The sequence below is a fragment of the Streptomyces sp. NPDC059828 genome (assembly GCF_042731955.1).
Classification (GTDB): domain Bacteria; phylum Actinomycetota; class Actinomycetes; order Streptomycetales; family Streptomycetaceae; genus Streptomyces.
Genome location: NZ_JBHWIW010000006.1, coordinates 92860 through 111684, shown reverse-complemented (window position 1 = coordinate 111684; position 18825 = coordinate 92860). Strand labels below are relative to the sequence as shown.

Sequence of the window (18825 nt, the reverse complement as noted above, 5' to 3'; positions counted from 1 at the left end):
TGCTCGGGTTCCTCAGGCCGCGCACGCTTCTGGGCCTGAGCGGGCTCCGACCGCCGCCCGGGCTCCCCCGGCTCCGCGAGCACCGCGAAGGAAGCGCCCTGGTTGTCGGTGAGCACCGCCATCCGCCCATACGGGATATCGAACGGGGGCGCGGTGATCCGCCCGCCGAGACCGGTCGCCCTCTCCACCGCCCGGTCGCAGTCCGCCACGGCGAAGTAGACGAGGAAATGGCTCGGCATCTCGGCCGGGAACGCCTCCGTGATCACACTGCGCGCACCGATCGCGGTGTCCTCGCCCGGCTCCACTCCGGCCGGCGACCACATCAGGTAGTCGATCGTGTCGTCGGGCAGCTCGGTGCCCTGGAAGCCGAAGACCTCCGCGTAGAAGCGGTCGACGGCCTCCTTCTCCCTGGTGTAGACCTCGGTCCAGCAGTACGCACCCGGCCTCCCCTGGGCCTCGAAGCCGGAGTGGCGCTCACCCAGCTGCCACAGGCCGAACACCGCGCCGCCCGGGTCGGCGGCCAGCGCGGCGGTGCCGAAGGGGCCCACCGGCATCGGGGTCATGATCACCTGACCGCCCGCGTCCTGGACCGCCACGGCGGTCCTGGCGGCGTCATCGGTGGCGAAGTAGACGCCCCAGGTGGTGGGCATCCGGCCGTCCCGTTTGCGCACGAGGGCGGCGACCCGTCTCCCGCCGAGGAACGCCTCGGTGTAGTGGCCGTACCGCTCGGCCTCGCCCTCGCTCCCGTAGCGACTGTAGGTCCAGCCGAAGAGCTCGCCATAGAAGCGCTTGCCCGCCTCGAGATCGGGCAGCTGGGCGTCCACCCAGCAGGGCACGCCCTGCGTGAATCCGGCCATGGCCCGGCCCCTTCCTCACCGCGGGGTGTGACTTCAGTCACGGGAGCGCAAACGGTCACAAACAGTCAAGCGGAGGGCGTCGCACACCGCACGCAGGAGTGGGCTGTCCGTTGGGTTCGCGGGTTGGGCTGCGGGTTGGGCCCATGTCGGATCGTGAGCCGGCTCACGGATCGGGTCGCACATCGGATCACGGGCCGGGCCGGGCGACGGCCCACCCGTTGCGTTGTCCACCAAAGTTATCCACAGGCTGTTGATAACACTATTACTCCACCCGAGGGACGCACCCCATTTGCAGTCGGCCGAATCGCGCGCCGATCACCCCTCGGTAAGCTGACGGCATGACAGGACAAGTACGCACCGTCGACGGCCGCGTGGCCGGACGACGCGGCCAGGCGACGCGGCAGAAGCTGCTCGACTGCCTCAGCGAGATGCTCAGCTCCTCGCCGTACCGGGACGTCAAGGTCATCGACGTGGCCCGCAAGGCGGGTACTTCACCCGCCACCTTCTACCAGTACTTCCCCGATGTGGAGGGCGCCGTCCTCGAGATTGCGGACGAAATGGCAAGCGAGGGCGCCGCGTTGACCGGCCTCGTGGCAGACCGCTCCTGGGTCGGCAAGGCCGCGTGGGCCACCGCCGAGGAACTGGTCGAGGGTTTCCTCGACTTCTGGCGCAAGCACGACGCGATCCTGCGCGTGGTGGACCTCGGTGCCGCCGAGGGGGACAAACGGTTCTACAAGATCCGGATGAAGATCCTGACCTCGGTCACCAACTCCCTTGCGGACGCGGTGAAGGAGCTCCAGTCCAAGGGCAAGGTCGACAAGGACGTGAGCCCGGCGGCGGTCGCCGGTTCCCTGGTCGCGATGCTCGCGTCGGTCGCCTCCCACCAGAAGGGCTTCCAGACCTGGGGCGTCAAGCAGGCCGAACTCAAGCCCAATCTTGCGCTGTTGGTTCATCTGGGCATCACCGGCCGCAAGCCCACCAAGTAGCGGACGGGACGCGATCCGGCGCGCCGCGCCACGTCCTGTCACCGCGGCGCGCCCGCACGTTCATGCCCAGCGCTCAACGCTGTCCCTGCCGTCGCACCAGACGGAAGAGCCGGATCTCGCGGTCCACTCTCGCCTGATACGTCGCGTACGGCGGCCAGAACTCGAGCGCGGCACGCCACGCTTCGGCGCGCTCGCGCCCCGCCAGCAGCACGGCGCGTACGGGGATGTCCTCGCCCTTCCAGTTGATCTCGGCGTCGGGATGGGCGAGCAGATTGGCCGTCCAGGCCGGGTGGGCGTCCCGGCCGAAGTTGGAGCCGACCAGGATCCAGCTTCCGCTTGCCGCTTCGGGCATACAGGCGAGCGGAGTACGCCGCGGCAGCCCGCTCCTGGCGCCTTGGGCGGTGAGAATCACGCCGGGCAGCATCTGCGCGCTGAGCAGGACCTTTCCCCGGGTGATCCGGTGGACGGCACGGTCCAGGGCCGGGATGACATGCGGGGCCGTCCTGGCGAACGCGCGGCTCGACGACACTTTCTGCACCAGTCTCCGCATCATCGGACACCCACCGCCTCCCGGGCGAACAGCCCGGCCGAGCGCGCCGCCCGCTCCCGCAGCCGGTGCACCGGGCCGAGGAGCAGTTCGTCGGATGCGGCGCGCTTGAAGAAGTGGTGCGCCTCGTGCTCCCAGGTGAAACCGATTCCGCCGTGCAGCTGAATGGCCTCGGCGGCGACGGTACGCAGGGTTTCCAGGCACTGGGCGAGGGCGAGTCCCCCCGCGTCCGGATCCCAGGCGGCGTAGTAGGCCGCCGAGCGAGCCGCCTGGACACTCGCGTACAGATCCGCCAGCCGGTGTTTGACCGCCTGGAACGAGCCGATGGGCCTGCCGAACTGCTCGCGTTCCTTGACGTAGCCGACGGTGCGTTCCAGCGCGGAGGCCGCGGCGCCGACCGCTTCCGCGGCGAGCAGGGCGGCGGCGGTGCGCCCGGTGGCGGCGAGAGCTGCGGAGACCCCGGCGGCGCTGTCGGCGCCGAGCAACTCGGCTGGTGTGTCACGGAGTTCGATACGGGCATGGGGCCGGGTCTCGTCCAGTGCGGTCCAGCGGGTGCGGGTCACCGTCCGTGCGCCGTCGCCTCTCTCCGGCCCGTCCTCCCCGTGCGCCCTGGTAGCCCCGTCCGCCCCGTCCGCCCGGACGAGGTAGAGCAGGGTGCGGGCCCGCGGGAACCCTCCGGTGTGCGCGGCGACGAGGAGCAGTGGGGCGCTGTGGCCGTCGAGCACCTGGTGGACCTCGCCGTACAGCAGCCAGCCCCCGCCGCCTCCGGGCACCGGCCTCGCCTGTACGCCCCCGGCCCGGCCACCACCCGCCCACAGCCCGTCATCGACGTCCCCGGGGACCCCCGTGAGCCCGAGTGCGGGGGCGAGGCTCCGGCCGGGTACGGCGAGGGCGGCGGTGAGCGTGCCGTCGGCGAGCGCGGGCAGCAGTTCGGCGCGCTGCCGCTCGTCCCCGAGCGCGGCGATCAGGGGCGCGGCCAGGGCGGCGGTGGCGAGCAGCGGAGACGGCACCAGCGCCCGGCCGAGCTCTTCGAAGGCGAGCGCGAGCTCCACGGTGCCGCCGCCGACACCGCCATACGCCTCGGGCAACGCGAGTCCCGGCAGCCCGAGTTCGGCGGACAGCCGGGCCCACAACCCGGGGTCGTGGCCGAGCGGGTGCACATTCGGCCCGGGGGGCGCCCCTTTCGCCAGTGCGGTGCGCAGGGTGCGGCGGATGGCGGACTGCTCCGGGGTGAAGGCGGCGTCCATGGGCTCGGCTCCCGTCCGTACCTGACGGCATGTCATATCGGCCGCACGATGTTAGGCCGGTGACCGCCAAAAGCACAGATCTGATGTACCGTCAGATTCATGTCGGTCAGTCAGCGCACTGCTCGCACCCCCCGCAAGGTCGCCGTCGTCGGCATAGCCCTCTCCGACTGCGGCCGGGTCGAAGGACCCACCCCCTACGCCCTGCACGCCCAGGCCGCTCGCCGCGCCCTGGCCGACTCCGGACTCGACCGCGGTGCCATCGACGGCTTCGCGTCGGCCGGTCTCGGTGCTCTCGCCCCCGTCGATGTCGCCGGGTACCTGGGCCTGCGGCCGACCTGGGTCGACTCGACCTCGGTGGGCGGTGCCACCTGGGAGGTCATGGCCGCGCACGCCGCGGACGCCATCGCCGCCGGCCATGCCAACGCCGTGCTCCTCGTCTACGGCTCCACCGCCCGCGCCGACATCCGCGCCGGGCGCCGCACCTCCAACCTGTCCTTCGGTGGGGGCGGCCCCTTGCAGTTCGAGGTGCCCTACGGCCACACCCTGATCGCCAAGTACGCGATGGCCGCCCGTCGCCATATGCACGAGTACGGCACCACCCTGGAGCAGCTCGCCGAGGTCGCGGTCCAGGCGCGTGCCAACGCCTCGCGCAATCCAGGCGCGATGTTCCGTGAACCGATCACCGTGGACGAGGTGCTCTCGGGCCCGGTGATCGCCGACCCGTTCACCAAGCTGCACTGCTGCATCCGCAGCGACGGCGGCTGCGCGGTGCTGCTGGCCGCCGAGGACCACGTACCCGACACGGCGAAGGCCCCTGTGTGGATCCTCGGTACGGGCGAGCATGTCTCGCACACCGCCATGTCGGACTGGGAGGACTTCACCGTCTCCCCCGCCGCGCTGAGCGGACGGCTGGCGTTCGAGCGGGCCGGGGTACGGCCACGGGACATCGACATCGCCGAGATCTACGACGCGTTCACGTACATGACGCTCGTGACGCTGGAGGACCTCGGCTTCTGCGCGAAGGGCGAGGGCGGCGCGTTCGTGGAGAAGGGGCGGCTGCGCTGGGACGGCGAGCTCCCGGTGAACACCGACGGCGGCGGCCTGTCCGCCTGCCATCCCGGTATGCGCGGCCTCTTCCTGCTGGTCGAGGCCGTACGCCAGCTCCGCGGCGAGGCCGGCGACCGCCAGGTGCGGCGGGCGGACGGCAGCCTCCCGGAGCTGGCGGTGGCATCGGGGACGGGAGGCTGGTTCTGCTCGTCGGGGACGGTGGTGCTGGGGCGCTGAGGGCAGATGTCCGCGTGTGTCACGGCCGTGGCACCCCGCACGGCTGCCACAGTGGTGACAAACCACCGCATCTCCGTGCAGCAGAGGAGCCCCCCGTGCCCCTGTCCCGTGAAGAACGCGAGCAGTTCCTGGCCGAACCCCATGTCGCGGCCCTGTCCGTGGCCGGTGAGGAGGGACGGGGACCGCTCTCGGTGCCCGTCTGGTACCAGTACGAACCGGGCGGTGACATCTGGGTCCTCACCGGACTCGGTTCCCGCAAGCACCGGCTGATCGACGCCGCCGGGCGCTTCACCCTGATGGTCGACCGGCTCGACCCCACGATCCGCTACGTCTCCGTCGAGGGCTCGGTGACCCGCACCTCCCCCGGCACCCGCGAGATCCTCCGGGAGATCTCGGCCCGCTACCTCCCGGCGGAGAAGGTCGACGAGTACATCGAGTTCGCCGAGAAGAACCACGGCGACTCCATCGTGATCCATATGCACCCGGAGCACTGGGTGTCGTCGGACCTGGGGTCACTGTAGGGAGCGCTCGCAAGGCCCTGCGAGGATCTCCGCATGAAGCACGACGCGTTCCATGAGGTGCTGAGGTCCCTGCGGGTCTGGGACACCGAACTGCCCGCCTTCGCCCCCGGCACCGCACCCGCCGAACCGCTGCCGCTCTTCCACCAGTGGTTCACCGAGGCGGCATCGGCCGGGCAGCCCGAGCCGCACACGATGACCCTCGCCACCGTGGACGAGCACGGGCACCCGGACCTGCGGACGCTGATGCTGCACGACGCCGACGAGCGCGGCTGGCACTTCGCCTCCCACTCCACCAGCGCCAAGGGCCGCCAGCTCGCGGCCCTCCCCGAGGCGGCTCTGGGCTTCTACTGGCCCGCCCAGGGCCGCCAGATCCGCATCCGCGGCCGGGTGACGACCGGCACCCCCGATGAGGCCTACGCCGACCTCCACACCCGCTCCACCGGCGCCCTGGCCGCCGCACTCGTCGGCCACCAGAGCGAGGTGCTGGGCTCCTGCGAGGAGTTGCTGCTGGCGAGCGACGCCGCCTGGGAGCGGGCGAGCGCCGAGCCGGAGGCGATGGCGGGGACGTGGACGGTGTACGTACTGGACCCGTCCGAGGTGGAGTTCTTCCAGGGGGACGCGCGCCGCAGGCATGTGCGGCTGCGCTATCGGCGCGAAGGCGATTCATGGGTACGGGAGTTGCTCTGGCCCTGAGCCCGGTCGGCTTCACCGGGATCGTCCGTCTGGCGCGCGAAGTGTCGGACGCCTGAGGGATGATGAGGCGCTTTCATGGCAGCAGGGAGCCGCTGAAGCTCACTGGGGGTGGAGATGGGTCGGGAAACCGATCAGGGTTCGTTCGAGGCGCTGGTGGACGGGGATCCGGCGACGGTCGGGCGGTACCGGATCGTCGCACGGCTGGGCGCCGGGGGCATGGGGCGGGTGTACCTGGGACGGTCGCCGAGCGGCCGCGTCGTGGCGGTGAAGGTGGTGCGTCCCGAACTCGCCGAGGACGGTGAGTTCCGTCGCCGGTTCGCCCGGGAGGTCGGCGCCGCGCGCCGGGTGAACGGGTTCTTCACCGCGGGGGTCGTCGACGCCGACCCCGAGGGATCACCGGCATGGCTGGCAACGGCTTACGTGCCGGGGGTGTCACTGGGCGAAGCCGTCATGAGCGACGGCCCCTGGCCGCAGGACGCCGTGCTGGCACTGGGTGCGGGCCTGGCCGAGGCACTGGAGTCCATCCACGGTTCGGGTGTGGTCCACCGGGATCTGAAGCCGTCGAACGTCCTGCTCGCGGCCGACGGGCCCCGGGTGATCGACTTCGGGATCTCCGCCGCCGCCGACGTCAGCGCGCTCACGCAGACGGGGATGGCGATCGGCACTCCCGGGTACATGGCTCCCGAGCAGCTCACCGGACAGCCCGTGGGCCCGGCCTGCGACGTCTTCGCGCTGGGTGCGGTGCTGGCGTTCACGGCGACGGGTACCGGCCCGTTCGGCGCGGGATCCGCCCACGCCCTGAACTTCCGGGCCGTCTACGAGCAGCCGGACCTGGACAGCCTCCCGACCGGGCTGCGCGAGCTGGTGACCGGCTGTCTGGCCAAGGACCCTGGGCAGCGTCCCACCGTCGCCGCCCTGCTGGACCGTCTCGCCCGGCACGGCGACACACCGGAAGCCCGCCGGGCTCCGCACACGTCCGACTGGCTGCCCGAAACGGTCGCGGCAACCGTCCTCGCACGTGCCGCCGCCCCGCCGCCGGCCGCCGCCCCGCCCCCGGCCGCGCCGAGGCCCATCCGGCAGGAACCGCGGGACGAGGCTGCCAGCGGGCCGGGAATGTACACAACCGCCGCGGCCGGCCCACGGGCAGCGCGGAGTCTCGGGCTGTCCCGAAGACAGGCCCTGCTCGGACTCGTGGGCGTGGGTGTGGCCGGGGCCGGCTACACCGCATGGAAGGTGATGGACCGCGCGGACACACAACCGGGCCGGCAGGTGTGGGTGTTTCCCACCGGCAAGACCATCGATTCGACACCGGCGGTCGCGGACGGGGTCGTGTACGTCGGCAACGGCAGCGGCACGCTCCATGCCGTCGACACCGGCACCGGCAAGGAGCGCTGGCTGTTCCGGACCGGCGAGATGATCAAGTCGTCACCCGCCGTGGCGGACGGGACCGTCTATGTCGGCAGCGGCGACGGAAACCTGTACGCGATCGACACCGCCACCGGCAAACAGCGCTGGGCCTACCGGACCGGCCCCAACTACACATCGCCCGTCGTGGTCGACGGAGTCGTCTACGTCGGCAGCAACAACGGCGTGCACGCGGTCCACGCCGGCACCGGCAAACCACGCTGGACGGCGCTCACCAGTGAATACGTGACGTCGCCTGCGGTCGCGGGCGGTGCCGTCGTCGTCGGCAGCAGCAAGGGCCTGATCTCGCTGGACGCGGCCACCGGAAGGGAGCGCTGGAGGTCGCTCCAGGACAAGATCGTGAATGCCACGCCGACGGTGACCGGCGACCGCGTCCACGTCGGATGCGACGACGGCCTGCGTTCCGTCAGGGCGGGCAACGGAAGCGAGTTGGAGGACTTCCCCGAAGGCGGCCCGGTCGGCACCTCGTCCGCGACGGTGGTGGACGGGATCGCCTACTTCGGCAGCGGGGACGGCAGTCTGTACGGGGTCGATGCGGTCACCGCCCAGCAGCGGTTCAAGTACCCCACGGCCGACAGTGTGGACTCCACACCGGCCGTGGTGGACGGCGTCGTCTACTTCGGCAGTGACGACGGGCACCTGTACGCCGTGGACACGGCCACCAGCAAGGAACGCTGGCGGTACGCCGCCAAGGGCACCTTCTTCACACCGTCGTCGCCCACGGTGTCCGACGGAGTCCTCTACATCGGCACATACGTGGGCGACCTGCTGGCGATCACCGTGTAGCCGGGCGCAACGCCTGTCGCGGTGATCCGTCCTGGGCGGGCCTCCCGTACGGCAGAGCGGGAGGCCGCCAGCCACGGAGCGGCGCGAACGCGGTTCCGGACGCTGCCCGTTGGCCGGGACCCGGACGCGAAAAGACGGGTCGAGGGTGTACGACTCGGGGACCATCTCTGCCGCCACCCCGTCCACCCACGGTCGGAGCACACATCACACCCGCCGACGGATTCGTCCCAACTGCCGTGTAAGGAAGGGTAGGTGCGGTCACACCCGCACTAGGCCCTTCGTTTGGATCAGGTCGGATCGGTGAGCGGGGTCTGGTGCCGTGTGTCGCAAGGCGGAGGAGGGAGTCATGGCGGAGCCATGCCGACCGACGACAACGCGGCGAGACGCGGTGCCAGGGCACGCGAGCCCGGCAAGATCCAAGCGAAAGGCCCCAGATCCCTAAGGACCTTCCCCACGTGCGCAGCAGACGACGAATAGCAGTCCCCTTCCTGGCGGCGAGCGCCGTCGCCACCCTGGTCCCCGCGCTGGCCCCGGCCTCCACCGCCACCGCCGCCGAGAACCCCCTGGCGCAGTACCTCCAGCAGAAGCCCTCGTGGCACCGCTGCGACAAGTCGGGGCCGGCCTCGTACCAGTGCGCCACGATCAAGGTGCCGCTCGACTACAGCCGCCCCGACGGCAAGAAGCTCGACCTCGCGATATCGAGGATGAAGACGAGCACCAAGAAGGAGCGCCGCGGTGTGCTCCTGATCAACCCGGGCGGCCCCGGCGGTACGGGCGTCGAGATGCCCTTCGTCCTGTCGGGCGAGCTGCCGAAGTCCGTGCAGGCCAAGTACGACCTCATCGGCTTCGACCCGCGCGGTGTGGGCCAGAGCTCCCCTGTCAGCTGCGGACTGAAGACCGCGGAGATGAACTGGCAGCGCCCCTACAAGGCCGGCACGTTCGCCAAGGACGTGAAGTGGGCCAAGACCGTCGCCGACAAGTGCGACGCGAAGCAGGGCGCCAAGCTGCGGCACATCACCACCCGCAACACCGCCCGGGACATGGACGTCATCCGTGGCGTGCTCGGCGAGAAGAAGATCTCGTACCTCGGCTACTCGTACGGCACCTACCTCGGCGCCGTCTACACCCAGATGTTCCCGAAGCGCTCGGACCGCTTCGTGCTGGACAGCTCCGTCGACCCGGCCCGGGTCTGGCGCGGGATGATCCAGGTCTGGGCGGAGGGCGCGGAGCCGGCGTTCGCCAACTGGACCAAGTGGACCGCCAAGCGGGACTCCACGTTCAAGCTGGGCAAGACCCCGGCTGCCGTCAGCAAGACCTTCTGGGACCTGGTGGCCCAGGCCGACCGCAAGCCGATCGACGACGGCAGCGGTGTGCCGATGAACGGCGACGACATCCGCATGTCCATGCGCCAGATCGTCTTCAACGCGGAGTACGCCGCCAACACGGTCAAGGATCTGAAGGCGGCCGCCGAGGGCAAGAAGACCACTCCGGCGCCCACCCGTGAGTCCAGGACCCCCGAGCGCCCGGCCCCGCCCGCCTTCGGCACCGCCGCCGCCAAGGTGAAGGTGCCCTCGGACAACACGGACGCCAGCTTCTGGTCCGTGGTCTGCGCCGACACCCGCGCCTGGCCGACCGACCCCGAGCAGTACCGCCGCGACGCGATCGCCGACAAGAAGAAGTACCCGCTGTACGGGGACTTCGCGTCCAACATCAAGCCGTGCGCGTTCTGGAAGCAGCAGGGCGCCGAGCCCGCCACCAAGATCGACAACAAGGTCGGCGCGCTGCTCCTCCAGAACGAGTGGGACTCCCAGACCCCGCTGACCAGCGGCCAGGGTCTGCACCGGGTCATGAAGGGCTCGAAGATGGTCACGGTCGCCGGTGGTATCGGCCACGGCATCTACGGCACCAAGTCGTGCGCCGACAAGACGGCCACGGCCTACCTGGCCACGGGCAAGCTCCCGGCGAAGGACATCACCTGCAAGGCGACGCCCCCGGCGGAGGGTGAGCGCAGCGGCAAGAGCCCGCTGCCGATCCCGGCCCCTCGGGGTGTCCCGGGCATGGTGAGCCGCTTCTGAACCCCTCCGGGGTGAGCTGAGTTGACGTGGGGCGTCCGCCGGCCGGAAGCCCCACGTTCGCGCTTCACCGGAAGGTCACGGGGTGCTCGGAGAGTCGAGCCACGCCCGCCGGTAGCCCTGGGGCGTGATGCCCAGCCGTCGGACGAAGTGGCGGCGCAGGCTGTCGGCGGTGCCGAAGCCGGAACGCCTGGCGATCAGGGCGATCGGGTCATCGGTGGTTTCCAGATGGTGCTGGGCGAGCAGGACGCGCTGTGCTGTCAGCCATTGCACCGGGGTGGTTCCGGTTTCCTGCTGGAAGCGCCGGGCAAAGGTGCGCGGGGACAGGTGGGCATGGCGTGCCATCGCCTCGACCGTCATGTCCTGGTCGAGGTGGGCTTCGATCCAGTTCAGGACGGGGGTGAGGGAGCTGGTTCCTTCCCGCGGCTGCGGGCGTTCGCGGTACTGGCGCTGGCCGCCTTCCCGGTGCGGCGGCGCGACCATGCGGCGGGCGATGGCATTGGCCGCGGCACTGCCGTGCTCCTTGCGGACCAGGTGGAGACAGGTATCCACACCGGCGGCGGTGCCGGCACCCGTGATGATCGGATCCTCGTCGACGTACAGCACGTCCGACTCGACCCGCGCGTGTGGATGGCGGCGGGCGAGCTCTTCGGTGTACCGCCAGTGGGTGGTGCAGCGCCGTCCGTCCAGCAGGCCCGCCTGACCCAGGAGGAAGGCCCCGGTACAGATGCTCAGGACACGGGCGCCTCGCTCGACGGCGGCACGCAGCTCATCGACCAGGCGGTCCGGCTGCCGCACCCGAAGATCGTAGGCCGGGACGCAGATGAGATCGGCGGCGGAAAGCCGCTCGGGGCCATGAGGGGCCCGCACGTCGAAGCCGTGCCGCGTGGGCACGCTGCCGCCCGCGGCCGAGACGAGCGCGAAGTCGTAGACGGGCAGGGCATCCTCGCTCCGGTCGATGCCGAAGACTTCGCAGAACACGCCCAGCTCGAAGGCATGGCTGCCTTCGAGGGCCAGGACGGCGACATTGTGGATCATCGGACCTGTTTCTGGGAGTGGCAGGAATATGAGCCTACCTGTCGTTACTGCCACTCCCGGCGCGCGCTCCACCCTGGAAGGCTCACAGGACCTTCCCCGCAGGACACGACAGTTGGGCTCCCGATGATCAAGGAACTTCCGACCACAGCCACCACAGCCACCACAGCCGTTTCGTTGCATGCCGCGCAGGTGCTGCGGAGGCTCGCACTCGACGAGGATCTGAAGTGGCGCGTCCCGGAGGACCCGGTCCTGGGTCCCCTGATCCGCAAGGTCGCCCAGCGCTACGTGGCCGGCGAGAGCCTGGCAGACGCAGTGGACCGCGCGCAGCGCGTCCTCACCGAGGGCAACCGCGTGAGCGTCGAGTACATGGGCGAAAGCTGCCGCGACCCCCAGCGGGCCACGGCAGAGACCGACGTGTTCGTCGACGCTGCCCGCCTCCTGCCGCACGGCTGCTCGATCTCCCTCGACCTCTCCCACATCGGTCTCGCCATCGACGAGGAACTCGCCCTGGCCAATGCCTCCCGCATCGCGCAGGCCACCGCCGCGACCGGCCGGGAGATGGTGATCTCAGCCGAGGGCTCCGACCGCACCGACGCCGTGCTGGCCCTGCACCGCACCCTGTGCGAACGGTTCGACCATGTGGGCGTCACCGTCCAGGCACGACTGCACCGGACGGCCGAAGACCTGCGGGAACTGCTGCCGCTTCCTGGGCGCATACGCCTGGTCAAGGGCGCCTTTCTCGAGCCCCGGACCCTCGCGTACCCGCGCGAGGACCCCGCCCTGGCCACCGCTTACCTCGGCTACGCCGAACAACTGGCGGACTCGGGCCACCTGTGTTCCTTCGCCACCCATGACTGGGACCTGATCCACCGCATCGACCACCATCTCGGCGGGAAAGGCGACGAGACGGCTCCCTGGGAGTTCGAAACCCTCCTCGGGCTCGGGACCGACCGCCTGGGCGCCATGGCCGGGCAGGGCCACCCCACCCGCGAGTACATCGTCTTCGGCACCGAGTGGTGGCTCTACGTCTGCAACCGGCTCGCCGAGGACCCCCAGCGCCTGCTCCAGGCTCTCGTCGACGCCGCCGCCTGACATCGGGGCCCGACGGGGCGGGGTGGGGGCGGCGCAGGTCATGTGACCTGATCGCGCGCGCAGGTACCGGCTTCCGGTACCGCCCCCAGCGCCTCGCGGACGTCTACACCCCGGACGCGTACGCGACGGAAGCCAGATAGTCGTCCAGGAGCTCGACCTGCCGCCGCGGCGGGAACGCCTCCGGAGCGAACAGGGCCTGGACCACCAGGCCGAGTACGAAGGACTGGGCGCGGGCGGCGATGTCCGCGGGGTCGCCGGGGGGCAGTTCGCCGAGCTCCTGGGCCGCGGCCACCCGCCGGCTCAGCCGGTCGCGCCCCTCCTCGTACTTGCGGGCGTAGTCGGCGCTCAGCCCGTGGTCGGAGAGTGCGGTGTCCCAGGAGGAGACCCAGATCCGGTTGCTGTCGGTGGCCTCCGGGGTCAGCGGCAGGATGTCCAGCAGTGCGCCCCTGACGGCGGCGAGGCCTTCGCCGGCTTCGCCCGCGTGGCGACGGGGGCGGGACAGCGTGCGCTGTTCGAGAAGGTCGAGGGCGTACTCCACCAGGGCGCGTTTGGTGGGGAAGTAGTGCGTGAGCAGGCCCGTGGTCGCGCCGAGTTCGGCGGCGACGGCGCGCAGGGTCAGTCCGGCGAAGCCACGGGTGGCCAGGACCTGCCAGACGGCCGCGGAGACATCGCGCCGACGGGCCTCATGATCTCCCTTGGTGCGTGGCATGGGGCCACGGTACATTGCCGTAACACTTGTTATGTGAATGGGAGGCCCGCATTGTTCTCGCTGCCGCTGGGCGACGACGCCCGCCTCGGCCCGCTGGAGGTCTGGCACGCCGAGGAGTTCGCCGCTCATCTGGACCGGGCCCGGGAGCACATCCGGCCGTGGGTCGGGGCCGGGTTCGTCACCACCGGTGTGGACGGGGCGCGGGCCACGCTCCAGCGGTACGCCGAACGCCAGGCCGCCGACGGTGGCCGTCTCTACGGCATCTGGCGGGAGGGGGTGCTGGTCGGCGGGGTGATGTTCACGGACTTCCAGGCCGCGGCCGGCTCCTGTGAGGTCGGCTGCTGGCTGGAGCCGTCGGCCGAAGGCGACGGCCTGATCACGCGGGCCTGCGGCGTGCTGCTGGACTGGGCGTTCGCGACCCGCGGGCTGCGCCGGGCCGAGTGGCACTGCCGGGCCGACAACGACCGCAGCTCGGCGGTGGCCAAGCGGCTCGGCATGACCCTGGAGGGCACGCTGCGCGAGGTGTGGCCGTACGAGGGCGTGCGCCACGACAAGCAGGTCTGGGCGGTGCTGGCGCGGGAGTGGCTCAGACAGACGGCGGCGTAGGGGGCCGCGGCCGGAACACCGGCACCGCCACACCCCCCTCATCCCCCTCCCGGAAGGCCACCTCCAGCTCCATCCCCACGCGCAGTTCCGATTCCGGGCACTCCACCACCACGGTCATCATCCGCGGCCCCTCGGCGAGGTCCACGACCGCCGCCGTGTAGGGCGTACGGTCCGCGAACGGCGGCAGGTCGTTGCGGTGGACGACGGACCAGGTGTAGAGGGTGGCCCGGCCGGCGGCCCGCTCCCAGGCGACGTCCTCGCTCCAGCAGTGCGGGCAGAACTCGCGCGGGTAGTGGTGGGCCTCGCCGCACGCCCCGCACCGCCGGATCAGCAGCCGGCCGCCTGCCGCCGCCTCCCAGTACGTACGCGTGAAGTCATCGGCCTCGGGGGTCGCGGCGCTCACCGGCTCAGCACCCGCGTCGCGTGGTCGTGGATCACCGTGGACCTCCCCTGAAGTAGCTGACGATGCATCAGTTCAGCGGATCGCACCGTACAGGCGCAAGAGTCCGGGTACCGGCGCCCGTGACCGATTCGCAATCGATTCCCGTCTCGCCCGAGACCCATCAGGTGATCGGGCCACTACGCTCAGCGTTCATGAACGATGTCATACGCGCCGCTTTCGCCCGTGCGAACGACCTCACGGACGACCGCCCCGTGTACGTCATCGGCGCCGGCCCCGGTGGGCTCGCCGTCGCCGCAGCACTGCGGGAGCGGGGGATACGCGCGGTCGTGCTGGAGAAGTCCGGATCCGTGGGGGCCTCCTGGCGCGGGCACTACGACCGGCTGCGGCTGCACACCACACGCAGACTGTCGTCCCTGCCGGGGCTCGCCATTCCGCGCACGTTCGGCCGGTGGGTGTCCCGGGACAACGTGGTCCGCTACCTGGAGAAGTACGCGGAGTTCCACGAGCTGGAGCTGGTCACGGGCGTGGAGGTCACGCGCATAGAACCCGCGGGCCCGGGTCCCGACTGGGTGCTGTACGCGACGGGCGGGCGCCGGCTGACCGGGCGGGCGGTCGTCGTGGCCACCGGCTTCAACCACACGCCCCGCCTGCCGGACTGGCCGGGCGGCGACGCGTACACGGGAGAGCTGCTGCACGCGTCCGCCTATCGCGAGCCCGCCCCCTACGCGGGCAAGGACGTACTGGTCGTCGGGGCCGGGAACACCGGCGCCGAGATCGCCGCCGATCTGGCGGCGAGCGATGCCGCGCGCATACGCCTGTCCATACGCACCACTCCCCACATCGTGCGCCGCTCCACTCTCGGCTGGCCGTCGCAGCGCGCCGCGATCCTGTCCCGCCGGCTGCCGGTCCGCCTGGTGGACCTGGCCGCCCGCGCGATCTGCCGGATCTCGGTGCCCGACCTGTCGTCGCACGGACTGCCCCGCCCGGACACCGGGCTCAGCTCCCGGGCACGAGAGGGTGCCGTGCCGGTGCTGGACGCGGGCCTCGTCGACGCCGTACGCAAGGGCAGGGTGGAGCCGGTCGCGTCGGTGGAGTCCTTCGACGGGGACAAGGTGGTGCTGGCGGACGGCAGCAGGATCGCCCCGGATGTGGTGATCGCGGCAACGGGCTACCGGCGCGGGCTCGAGGACCTGGTCGGACATCTGGGCGTACTGGACGACCGGGGGCGGCCGATGGTGGTGCGGGGCGGTCGAGCGGCACACGAGGTGCCCGGGCTGTACTTCACGGGCTTCACCAACCCGATCAGCGGGATGCTGCGTGAACTCGCCATCGACGCACGGAGGATCGCGAAGTCGATGGGGCGCCTCGGGGCGGCGAGGGACCGGGCCGCACACCGGACCTGACCGGCGGGCCGTCCCGCTCCCGACCCTGCACAACTGTTCCTGACGTGCAGTCAGTTCGGTTAATCTGACAGTGCGTCAGACAGCTCTACCGGACGACGACGAGCAGGAGCGGCGTAGCGATGCTTGGATCGACCCACGGCAGCCTCACCACCGACCTCCGCGCCCGCGTCGTGGCCTGCGGAGAGCAGCCCGGCCCCACCGTCCACGGTGTCGCCGCGAGCGAGGGCGACCTGGACGTCAGCGGACGTCCGCTCTACGCGCCCGTCCCGGATCTCGACCGGTTCTTCCGTCCTGAATCGGTCGCCGTCATCGGCGCGTCCGACGCCGAAGGACGGCCCAACGCCGGGATCACCCGGCAGCTCATCGCCTGGGCCGAGCGGGTGGGCGCACGGCTGCACCCGGTACATCCGCAGCGCCCCACGGTGTTCGGGCTGCCGTGCGCGGCGTCCGTCGCGGACCTGCCGGAGACCGTCGACCTCGCCGTGCTGCTCGTCGCCGACCCGCTGCCCGTGATCGAGGAACTCGGCCGGGCGAAGGTGCGGTTCGCCGTGGCCTTCGCCTCCGGCTTCGCTGAGACCGGCGAGGAGGGCGCCGCCGCCCAGCGGCGGCTGGCCGCCGCGGCCGAACGGTCCGGGCTGCGGCTGCTCGGCCCCAACACCAACCTCAACGCCTTCGAGAAGTTCCGCGACGACCTCGAAGGACCCGCCATCGCGCTGATCACCCAGTCCGGCCACCAGGGCCGCCCGGTCTTCACCCTCCAGGAGCTGGGCATCCGCCTCTCCCACTGGGCGCCGACCGGCAACGAGGCCGATCTGGAGACCGCGGACTTCCTCTCGTACTTCGCCGGGCGGCCCGAGGTCGGGGCGATCGCCTGCTACGTGGAGGGACTCAAGGACGGGCGTTCCTTCCTGCTCGCCGCCGACCGTGCGGCGCGGGCCGGGGTGCCGGTGGTGGCGGTGAAGGTGGGCCGTACCGAGACAGGCGCGCGTACGGCGGCCTCGCACACCGGCAAACTGACCGGCGCGGACCAGGTGGTGGACGCGGCGATGCGGCAGTACGGGGTGATACGCGTCGACGGGCTCGACGAACTCCAGGACACCGCGGCGCTGTTGGCCCGGGCTCGCACCCCGCGCGCGGACGGTGTCGTCGTCTACTCGATCTCGGGCGGCACCGGCGCCCACTTCGCGGACCTGGCGACGGCGGCCGGGTTGCCGCTGCCGACGCTGTCCACCGCCAAGCGGGACGAACTGCACCAGTGGATACCGGAGTACCTCAACGTCGCCAACCCCGTGGACAACGGCGGCCATCCGGTGGGCGACTGGCGCGGCCGGAAGATCATCGACGCGATACTCGCCGACCCGGCGGTCGGAGTGCTGATCTGCCCGATCACCGGCCCGTTCCCGCCCATGAGCGACAAGCTGGCGCAGGACCTGGTGGACGCGGCCGAATCGACGGACAAGCTCGTGTGTGTGGTGTGGGGTTCCCCGGTGGGGACGGAGGAGGCGTACCGCACGACGCTGCTCGGCTCCTCGCGGGTCGCCACGTTCCGTACGTTCCGCAACTGCGTCACGGCGGTGAAGGCCTATCTCGACTACCACCGGTTCACGGCCTTCTACCGCTCGCCGTTCGACGAGGCCCCCCGCAGCCTCTCTCCCTCCTTCCGCAAGGCGGAGGCACTGCTGCGGCCCGGCCACCGGCTCAGCGAGCACGCGGCGAAGCAACTGCTGCGGGCCTACGGGATACGGGTGCCCCGAGAACAGCTCGTGACCAGCGCGGCCGCGGCGGTGCGGGCGGCCGGCCTGGTCGGCTACCCGGTGGTGATGAAGGCCTCGGCGCCCCAGCTCGCGCACAAGACGGAGCTGGGGCTGGTGAAGATCGGGCTGACTTCGGCCAGCCAGGTCCGCGACGCGTACCGCGAACTGACCGACATCGCCCGATACGAGGACGTCGAACTCGACGGCATCCTGGTCTGCCAGATGGTCGAGCGCGGCGTCGAGATGTTCGTCGGCGTCACCCAGGACGAGCTGTTCGGCCCGACGGTGACGGTGGGCCTGGGCGGGATCCTGGTGGAGATGATGCGGGACTCGGTGGTGCGCGTACCGCCGTTCGGCGAGGACCAGGCCCGCTCGATGCTCGCCGAACTGCGCGGACGGGCCCTGCTGGACGGGGTGCGGGGCGGGCCACCGATGGATGTGGACGCGCTGGTGGAGGTGGTGCTGCGGGTCCAGCGGATGGCTCTCGAACTGGGCGGGGAGCTGGCCGAGCTGGACATCAACCCGCTGATGGTGCTGCCGCGCGGGCAGGGCGCGGTGGCACTCGACGCGCTGGCGGTGTGCCGATGAACGCCGGGGACGTGGTGCGCGAGGTGCAGCACCGTACGGAGAACGGGGTCTCCTGGATCACGTTGAACCGCCCCGAGGCCATGAACGCCGTCACCTGGGACCAGCGCGAGCGGGTCATCGCCCTCCTGGCTGACGCCTCCGCCGACCCCGGGGTACGGTCCGTCGTGATCACGGCGACGGGCAAGGGCTTCTGTGCGGGAGCGGATCTGCGCGGAGCGCCCGCGAACGACGGGGAACGCGCGCCGGGCGATGTGGCCCGTACGATCCGGCGCGGCGCGCAGCGCTTCATCGCGGCGGTACTCGACTGCGAGAAACCGGTGATCGCGGCGGTGAACGGAACGGCGGCCGGGATCGGCGCGCATCTGGCGTTCGCCTGCGATCTCGTGCTCGCGGCCGATTCCGCCCGGTTCATCGAGGTGTTCGTCCGCCGCGGCCTGGTCCCGGACGGCGGCGGGGCGTATCTGCTGCCACGGCTGGTGGGCCCCCAGCGGGCGAAGGAGCTGATGTTCTTCGGCGACGCTCTGTCCGCGGGGGACGCGGAGCGGCTGGGTCTGGTCAACAGGGTGGTCGCGCCGGGTGACTTGGAGAAGACGGCCCGCGAGTGGTCCGAGCGCCTCGCCCAGGGCCCGACACGGGCGCTGGCCCTCACGAAGGAGCTGGTGAACTCCTCACTGGACGGCGACCGTGCCGCGGCGTTCGCGGCGGAGGCTGCGGCGCAGGAGATCAACATGACCACGAGCGACGCGAACGAGGGGGTCGCGAGCTTCGTGGAACGGCGTGTGCCGAGGTACCGGGGGCTGTGACCGGGGGCACG

Annotated in this window: 16 protein-coding genes and 1 pseudogene; 11 read left to right on the top strand and 6 right to left on the bottom strand. The window is 71.2% G+C overall.

Annotation, left to right across the window (positions count from 1 at the left end; all coding sequences use genetic code 11):
- Positions 1-68: 68 nt before the first annotated feature.
- Positions 69-857, bottom strand: a pseudogene (locus ACFV6V_RS05825) (VOC family protein); the annotation flags it as partial.
- Positions 858-1195: 338 nt separating this feature from the next.
- Between ACFV6V_RS05825 and ACFV6V_RS05820 the strand changes: the two are divergent.
- Positions 1196-1843: a TetR family transcriptional regulator gene (locus ACFV6V_RS05820; RefSeq protein WP_361279986.1), complete on the top strand. Its 648-nt coding sequence runs from the start codon at positions 1196-1198 to the stop codon at positions 1841-1843.
- 73 nt (positions 1844-1916) lie between these two features.
- Here ACFV6V_RS05820 and ACFV6V_RS05815 read toward each other — a convergent pair whose 3' ends face one another.
- Positions 1917-2396, bottom strand: a complete 480-nt coding sequence (locus ACFV6V_RS05815; protein ID WP_385559612.1) for a nitroreductase family deazaflavin-dependent oxidoreductase — start codon at positions 2394-2396, stop codon at positions 1917-1919.
- Positions 2393-3637: an acyl-CoA dehydrogenase family protein gene (locus tag ACFV6V_RS05810; RefSeq protein WP_385559609.1), complete on the bottom strand. Its 1245-nt coding sequence runs from the start codon at positions 3635-3637 to the stop codon at positions 2393-2395. Before ACFV6V_RS05810 ends, ACFV6V_RS05815 begins: the two co-directional genes overlap by 4 nt.
- Positions 3638-3736: 99 nt before the next feature.
- On the opposite strand from ACFV6V_RS05810, the gene ACFV6V_RS05805 reads away from it, so the two are divergent.
- From ACFV6V_RS05805 to ACFV6V_RS05785, 5 genes are all read left to right on the top strand, one after another.
- Entirely contained in the window at positions 3737-4921 is a 1185-nt protein-coding gene (locus ACFV6V_RS05805; RefSeq protein ID WP_385559608.1) for an acetyl-CoA acetyltransferase, read from the top strand.
- 95 nt (positions 4922-5016) lie between these two features.
- Positions 5017-5442, top strand: a complete 426-nt coding sequence (locus ACFV6V_RS05800) for a pyridoxamine 5'-phosphate oxidase family protein (protein WP_385559607.1) — start codon at positions 5017-5019, stop codon at positions 5440-5442.
- Between the two features lie 33 nt (positions 5443-5475).
- Complete coding sequence (locus tag ACFV6V_RS05795) at positions 5476-6135, top strand: pyridoxal 5'-phosphate synthase (protein ID WP_385559605.1); 660 nt, start codon at positions 5476-5478, stop codon at positions 6133-6135.
- A 114-nt stretch (positions 6136-6249) separates the two neighbouring features.
- Positions 6250-8346 (top strand): PQQ-binding-like beta-propeller repeat protein, encoded by a 2097-nt coding sequence (locus ACFV6V_RS05790; protein WP_385559602.1) that lies wholly within the window; start codon positions 6250-6252, stop codon positions 8344-8346.
- A 455-nt stretch (positions 8347-8801) separates the two neighbouring features.
- Positions 8802-10421, top strand: coding sequence for an alpha/beta hydrolase (locus ACFV6V_RS05785; protein WP_385559600.1), 1620 nt, complete (start codon positions 8802-8804; stop codon positions 10419-10421).
- Between the two features lie 75 nt (positions 10422-10496).
- Here the strand turns inward: ACFV6V_RS05785 and ACFV6V_RS05780 are convergent, their stop codons facing one another.
- Entirely contained in the window at positions 10497-11456 is a 960-nt protein-coding gene (locus ACFV6V_RS05780) for a GlxA family transcriptional regulator (protein WP_385559597.1), read from the bottom strand.
- Between the two features lie 174 nt (positions 11457-11630).
- On the opposite strand from ACFV6V_RS05780, the gene ACFV6V_RS05775 reads away from it, so the two are divergent.
- Complete coding sequence (locus ACFV6V_RS05775; RefSeq protein ID WP_385559594.1) at positions 11631-12548, top strand: proline dehydrogenase family protein; 918 nt, start codon at positions 11631-11633, stop codon at positions 12546-12548.
- 103 nt (positions 12549-12651) lie between these two features.
- Here the strand turns inward: ACFV6V_RS05775 and ACFV6V_RS05770 are convergent, their stop codons facing one another.
- Positions 12652-13257, bottom strand: a complete 606-nt coding sequence (locus ACFV6V_RS05770; RefSeq protein ID WP_385559591.1) for a TetR/AcrR family transcriptional regulator — start codon at positions 13255-13257, stop codon at positions 12652-12654.
- Between the two features lie 51 nt (positions 13258-13308).
- Here ACFV6V_RS05770 and ACFV6V_RS05765 point away from each other — a divergent pair, with 51 nt between their 5' ends.
- A complete protein-coding gene (locus tag ACFV6V_RS05765; RefSeq protein WP_385559808.1) occupies positions 13309-13863 on the top strand; it encodes a GNAT family N-acetyltransferase in 555 nt (184 codons plus the stop codon).
- Here the strand turns inward: ACFV6V_RS05765 and ACFV6V_RS05760 are convergent.
- Positions 13844-14266 (bottom strand): Zn-ribbon domain-containing OB-fold protein, encoded by a 423-nt coding sequence (locus ACFV6V_RS05760; RefSeq protein WP_385559588.1) that lies wholly within the window; start codon positions 14264-14266, stop codon positions 13844-13846. The two genes, ACFV6V_RS05765 and ACFV6V_RS05760, sit on opposite strands and share 20 nt — an antisense overlap.
- 191 nt (positions 14267-14457) lie before the next feature.
- Between ACFV6V_RS05760 and ACFV6V_RS05755 the strand changes: the two genes are divergently transcribed.
- From ACFV6V_RS05755 to ACFV6V_RS05745, 3 genes are all read left to right on the top strand, one after another.
- Positions 14458-15669: a flavin-containing monooxygenase gene (locus tag ACFV6V_RS05755; RefSeq protein WP_385559585.1), complete on the top strand. Its 1212-nt coding sequence runs from the start codon at positions 14458-14460 to the stop codon at positions 15667-15669.
- A 119-nt stretch (positions 15670-15788) separates the two neighbouring features.
- Positions 15789-18011 carry an acetate--CoA ligase family protein gene (locus tag ACFV6V_RS05750; RefSeq protein WP_385559582.1) on the top strand — a complete coding sequence of 741 codons (2223 nt, stop codon included), beginning with the start codon at positions 15789-15791 and terminating at the stop codon, positions 18009-18011.
- Complete coding sequence (locus ACFV6V_RS05745; RefSeq protein WP_385559580.1) at positions 18008-18814, top strand: enoyl-CoA hydratase/isomerase family protein; 807 nt, start codon at positions 18008-18010, stop codon at positions 18812-18814. Before ACFV6V_RS05750 ends, ACFV6V_RS05745 begins: the two co-directional genes overlap by 4 nt.
- The last annotated feature ends 11 nt before the right edge of the window (positions 18815-18825 follow it).

What these genes read in the sequence shown, in the direction of transcription:
- ACFV6V_RS05820 (WP_361279986.1), top strand. Translation starts at nt 1,196, where the DNA reads ATGACAGGACAAGTACGCACCGTCGACGGCCGCGTGGCCGGACGACGC.
- ACFV6V_RS05815 (WP_385559612.1), bottom strand. Translation starts at nt 2,396, where the DNA reads ATGATGCGGAGACTGGTGCAGAAAGTGTCGTCGAGCCGCGCGTTCGCC.
- ACFV6V_RS05810 (WP_385559609.1), bottom strand. Translation starts at nt 3,637, where the DNA reads ATGGACGCCGCCTTCACCCCGGAGCAGTCCGCCATCCGCCGCACCCTG.
- ACFV6V_RS05805 (WP_385559608.1), top strand. Translation starts at nt 3,737, where the DNA reads ATGTCGGTCAGTCAGCGCACTGCTCGCACCCCCCGCAAGGTCGCCGTC.
- ACFV6V_RS05795 (WP_385559605.1), top strand. Translation starts at nt 5,476, where the DNA reads ATGAAGCACGACGCGTTCCATGAGGTGCTGAGGTCCCTGCGGGTCTGG.
- ACFV6V_RS05790 (WP_385559602.1), top strand. Translation starts at nt 6,250, where the DNA reads ATGGGTCGGGAAACCGATCAGGGTTCGTTCGAGGCGCTGGTGGACGGG.
- ACFV6V_RS05780 (WP_385559597.1), bottom strand. Translation starts at nt 11,456, where the DNA reads ATGATCCACAATGTCGCCGTCCTGGCCCTCGAAGGCAGCCATGCCTTC.
- ACFV6V_RS05770 (WP_385559591.1), bottom strand. Translation starts at nt 13,257, where the DNA reads ATGCCACGCACCAAGGGAGATCATGAGGCCCGTCGGCGCGATGTCTCC.
- ACFV6V_RS05755 (WP_385559585.1), top strand. Translation starts at nt 14,458, where the DNA reads ATGAACGATGTCATACGCGCCGCTTTCGCCCGTGCGAACGACCTCACG.
- ACFV6V_RS05750 (WP_385559582.1), top strand. Translation starts at nt 15,789, where the DNA reads ATGCTTGGATCGACCCACGGCAGCCTCACCACCGACCTCCGCGCCCGC.
- ACFV6V_RS05745 (WP_385559580.1), top strand. Translation starts at nt 18,008, where the DNA reads ATGAACGCCGGGGACGTGGTGCGCGAGGTGCAGCACCGTACGGAGAAC.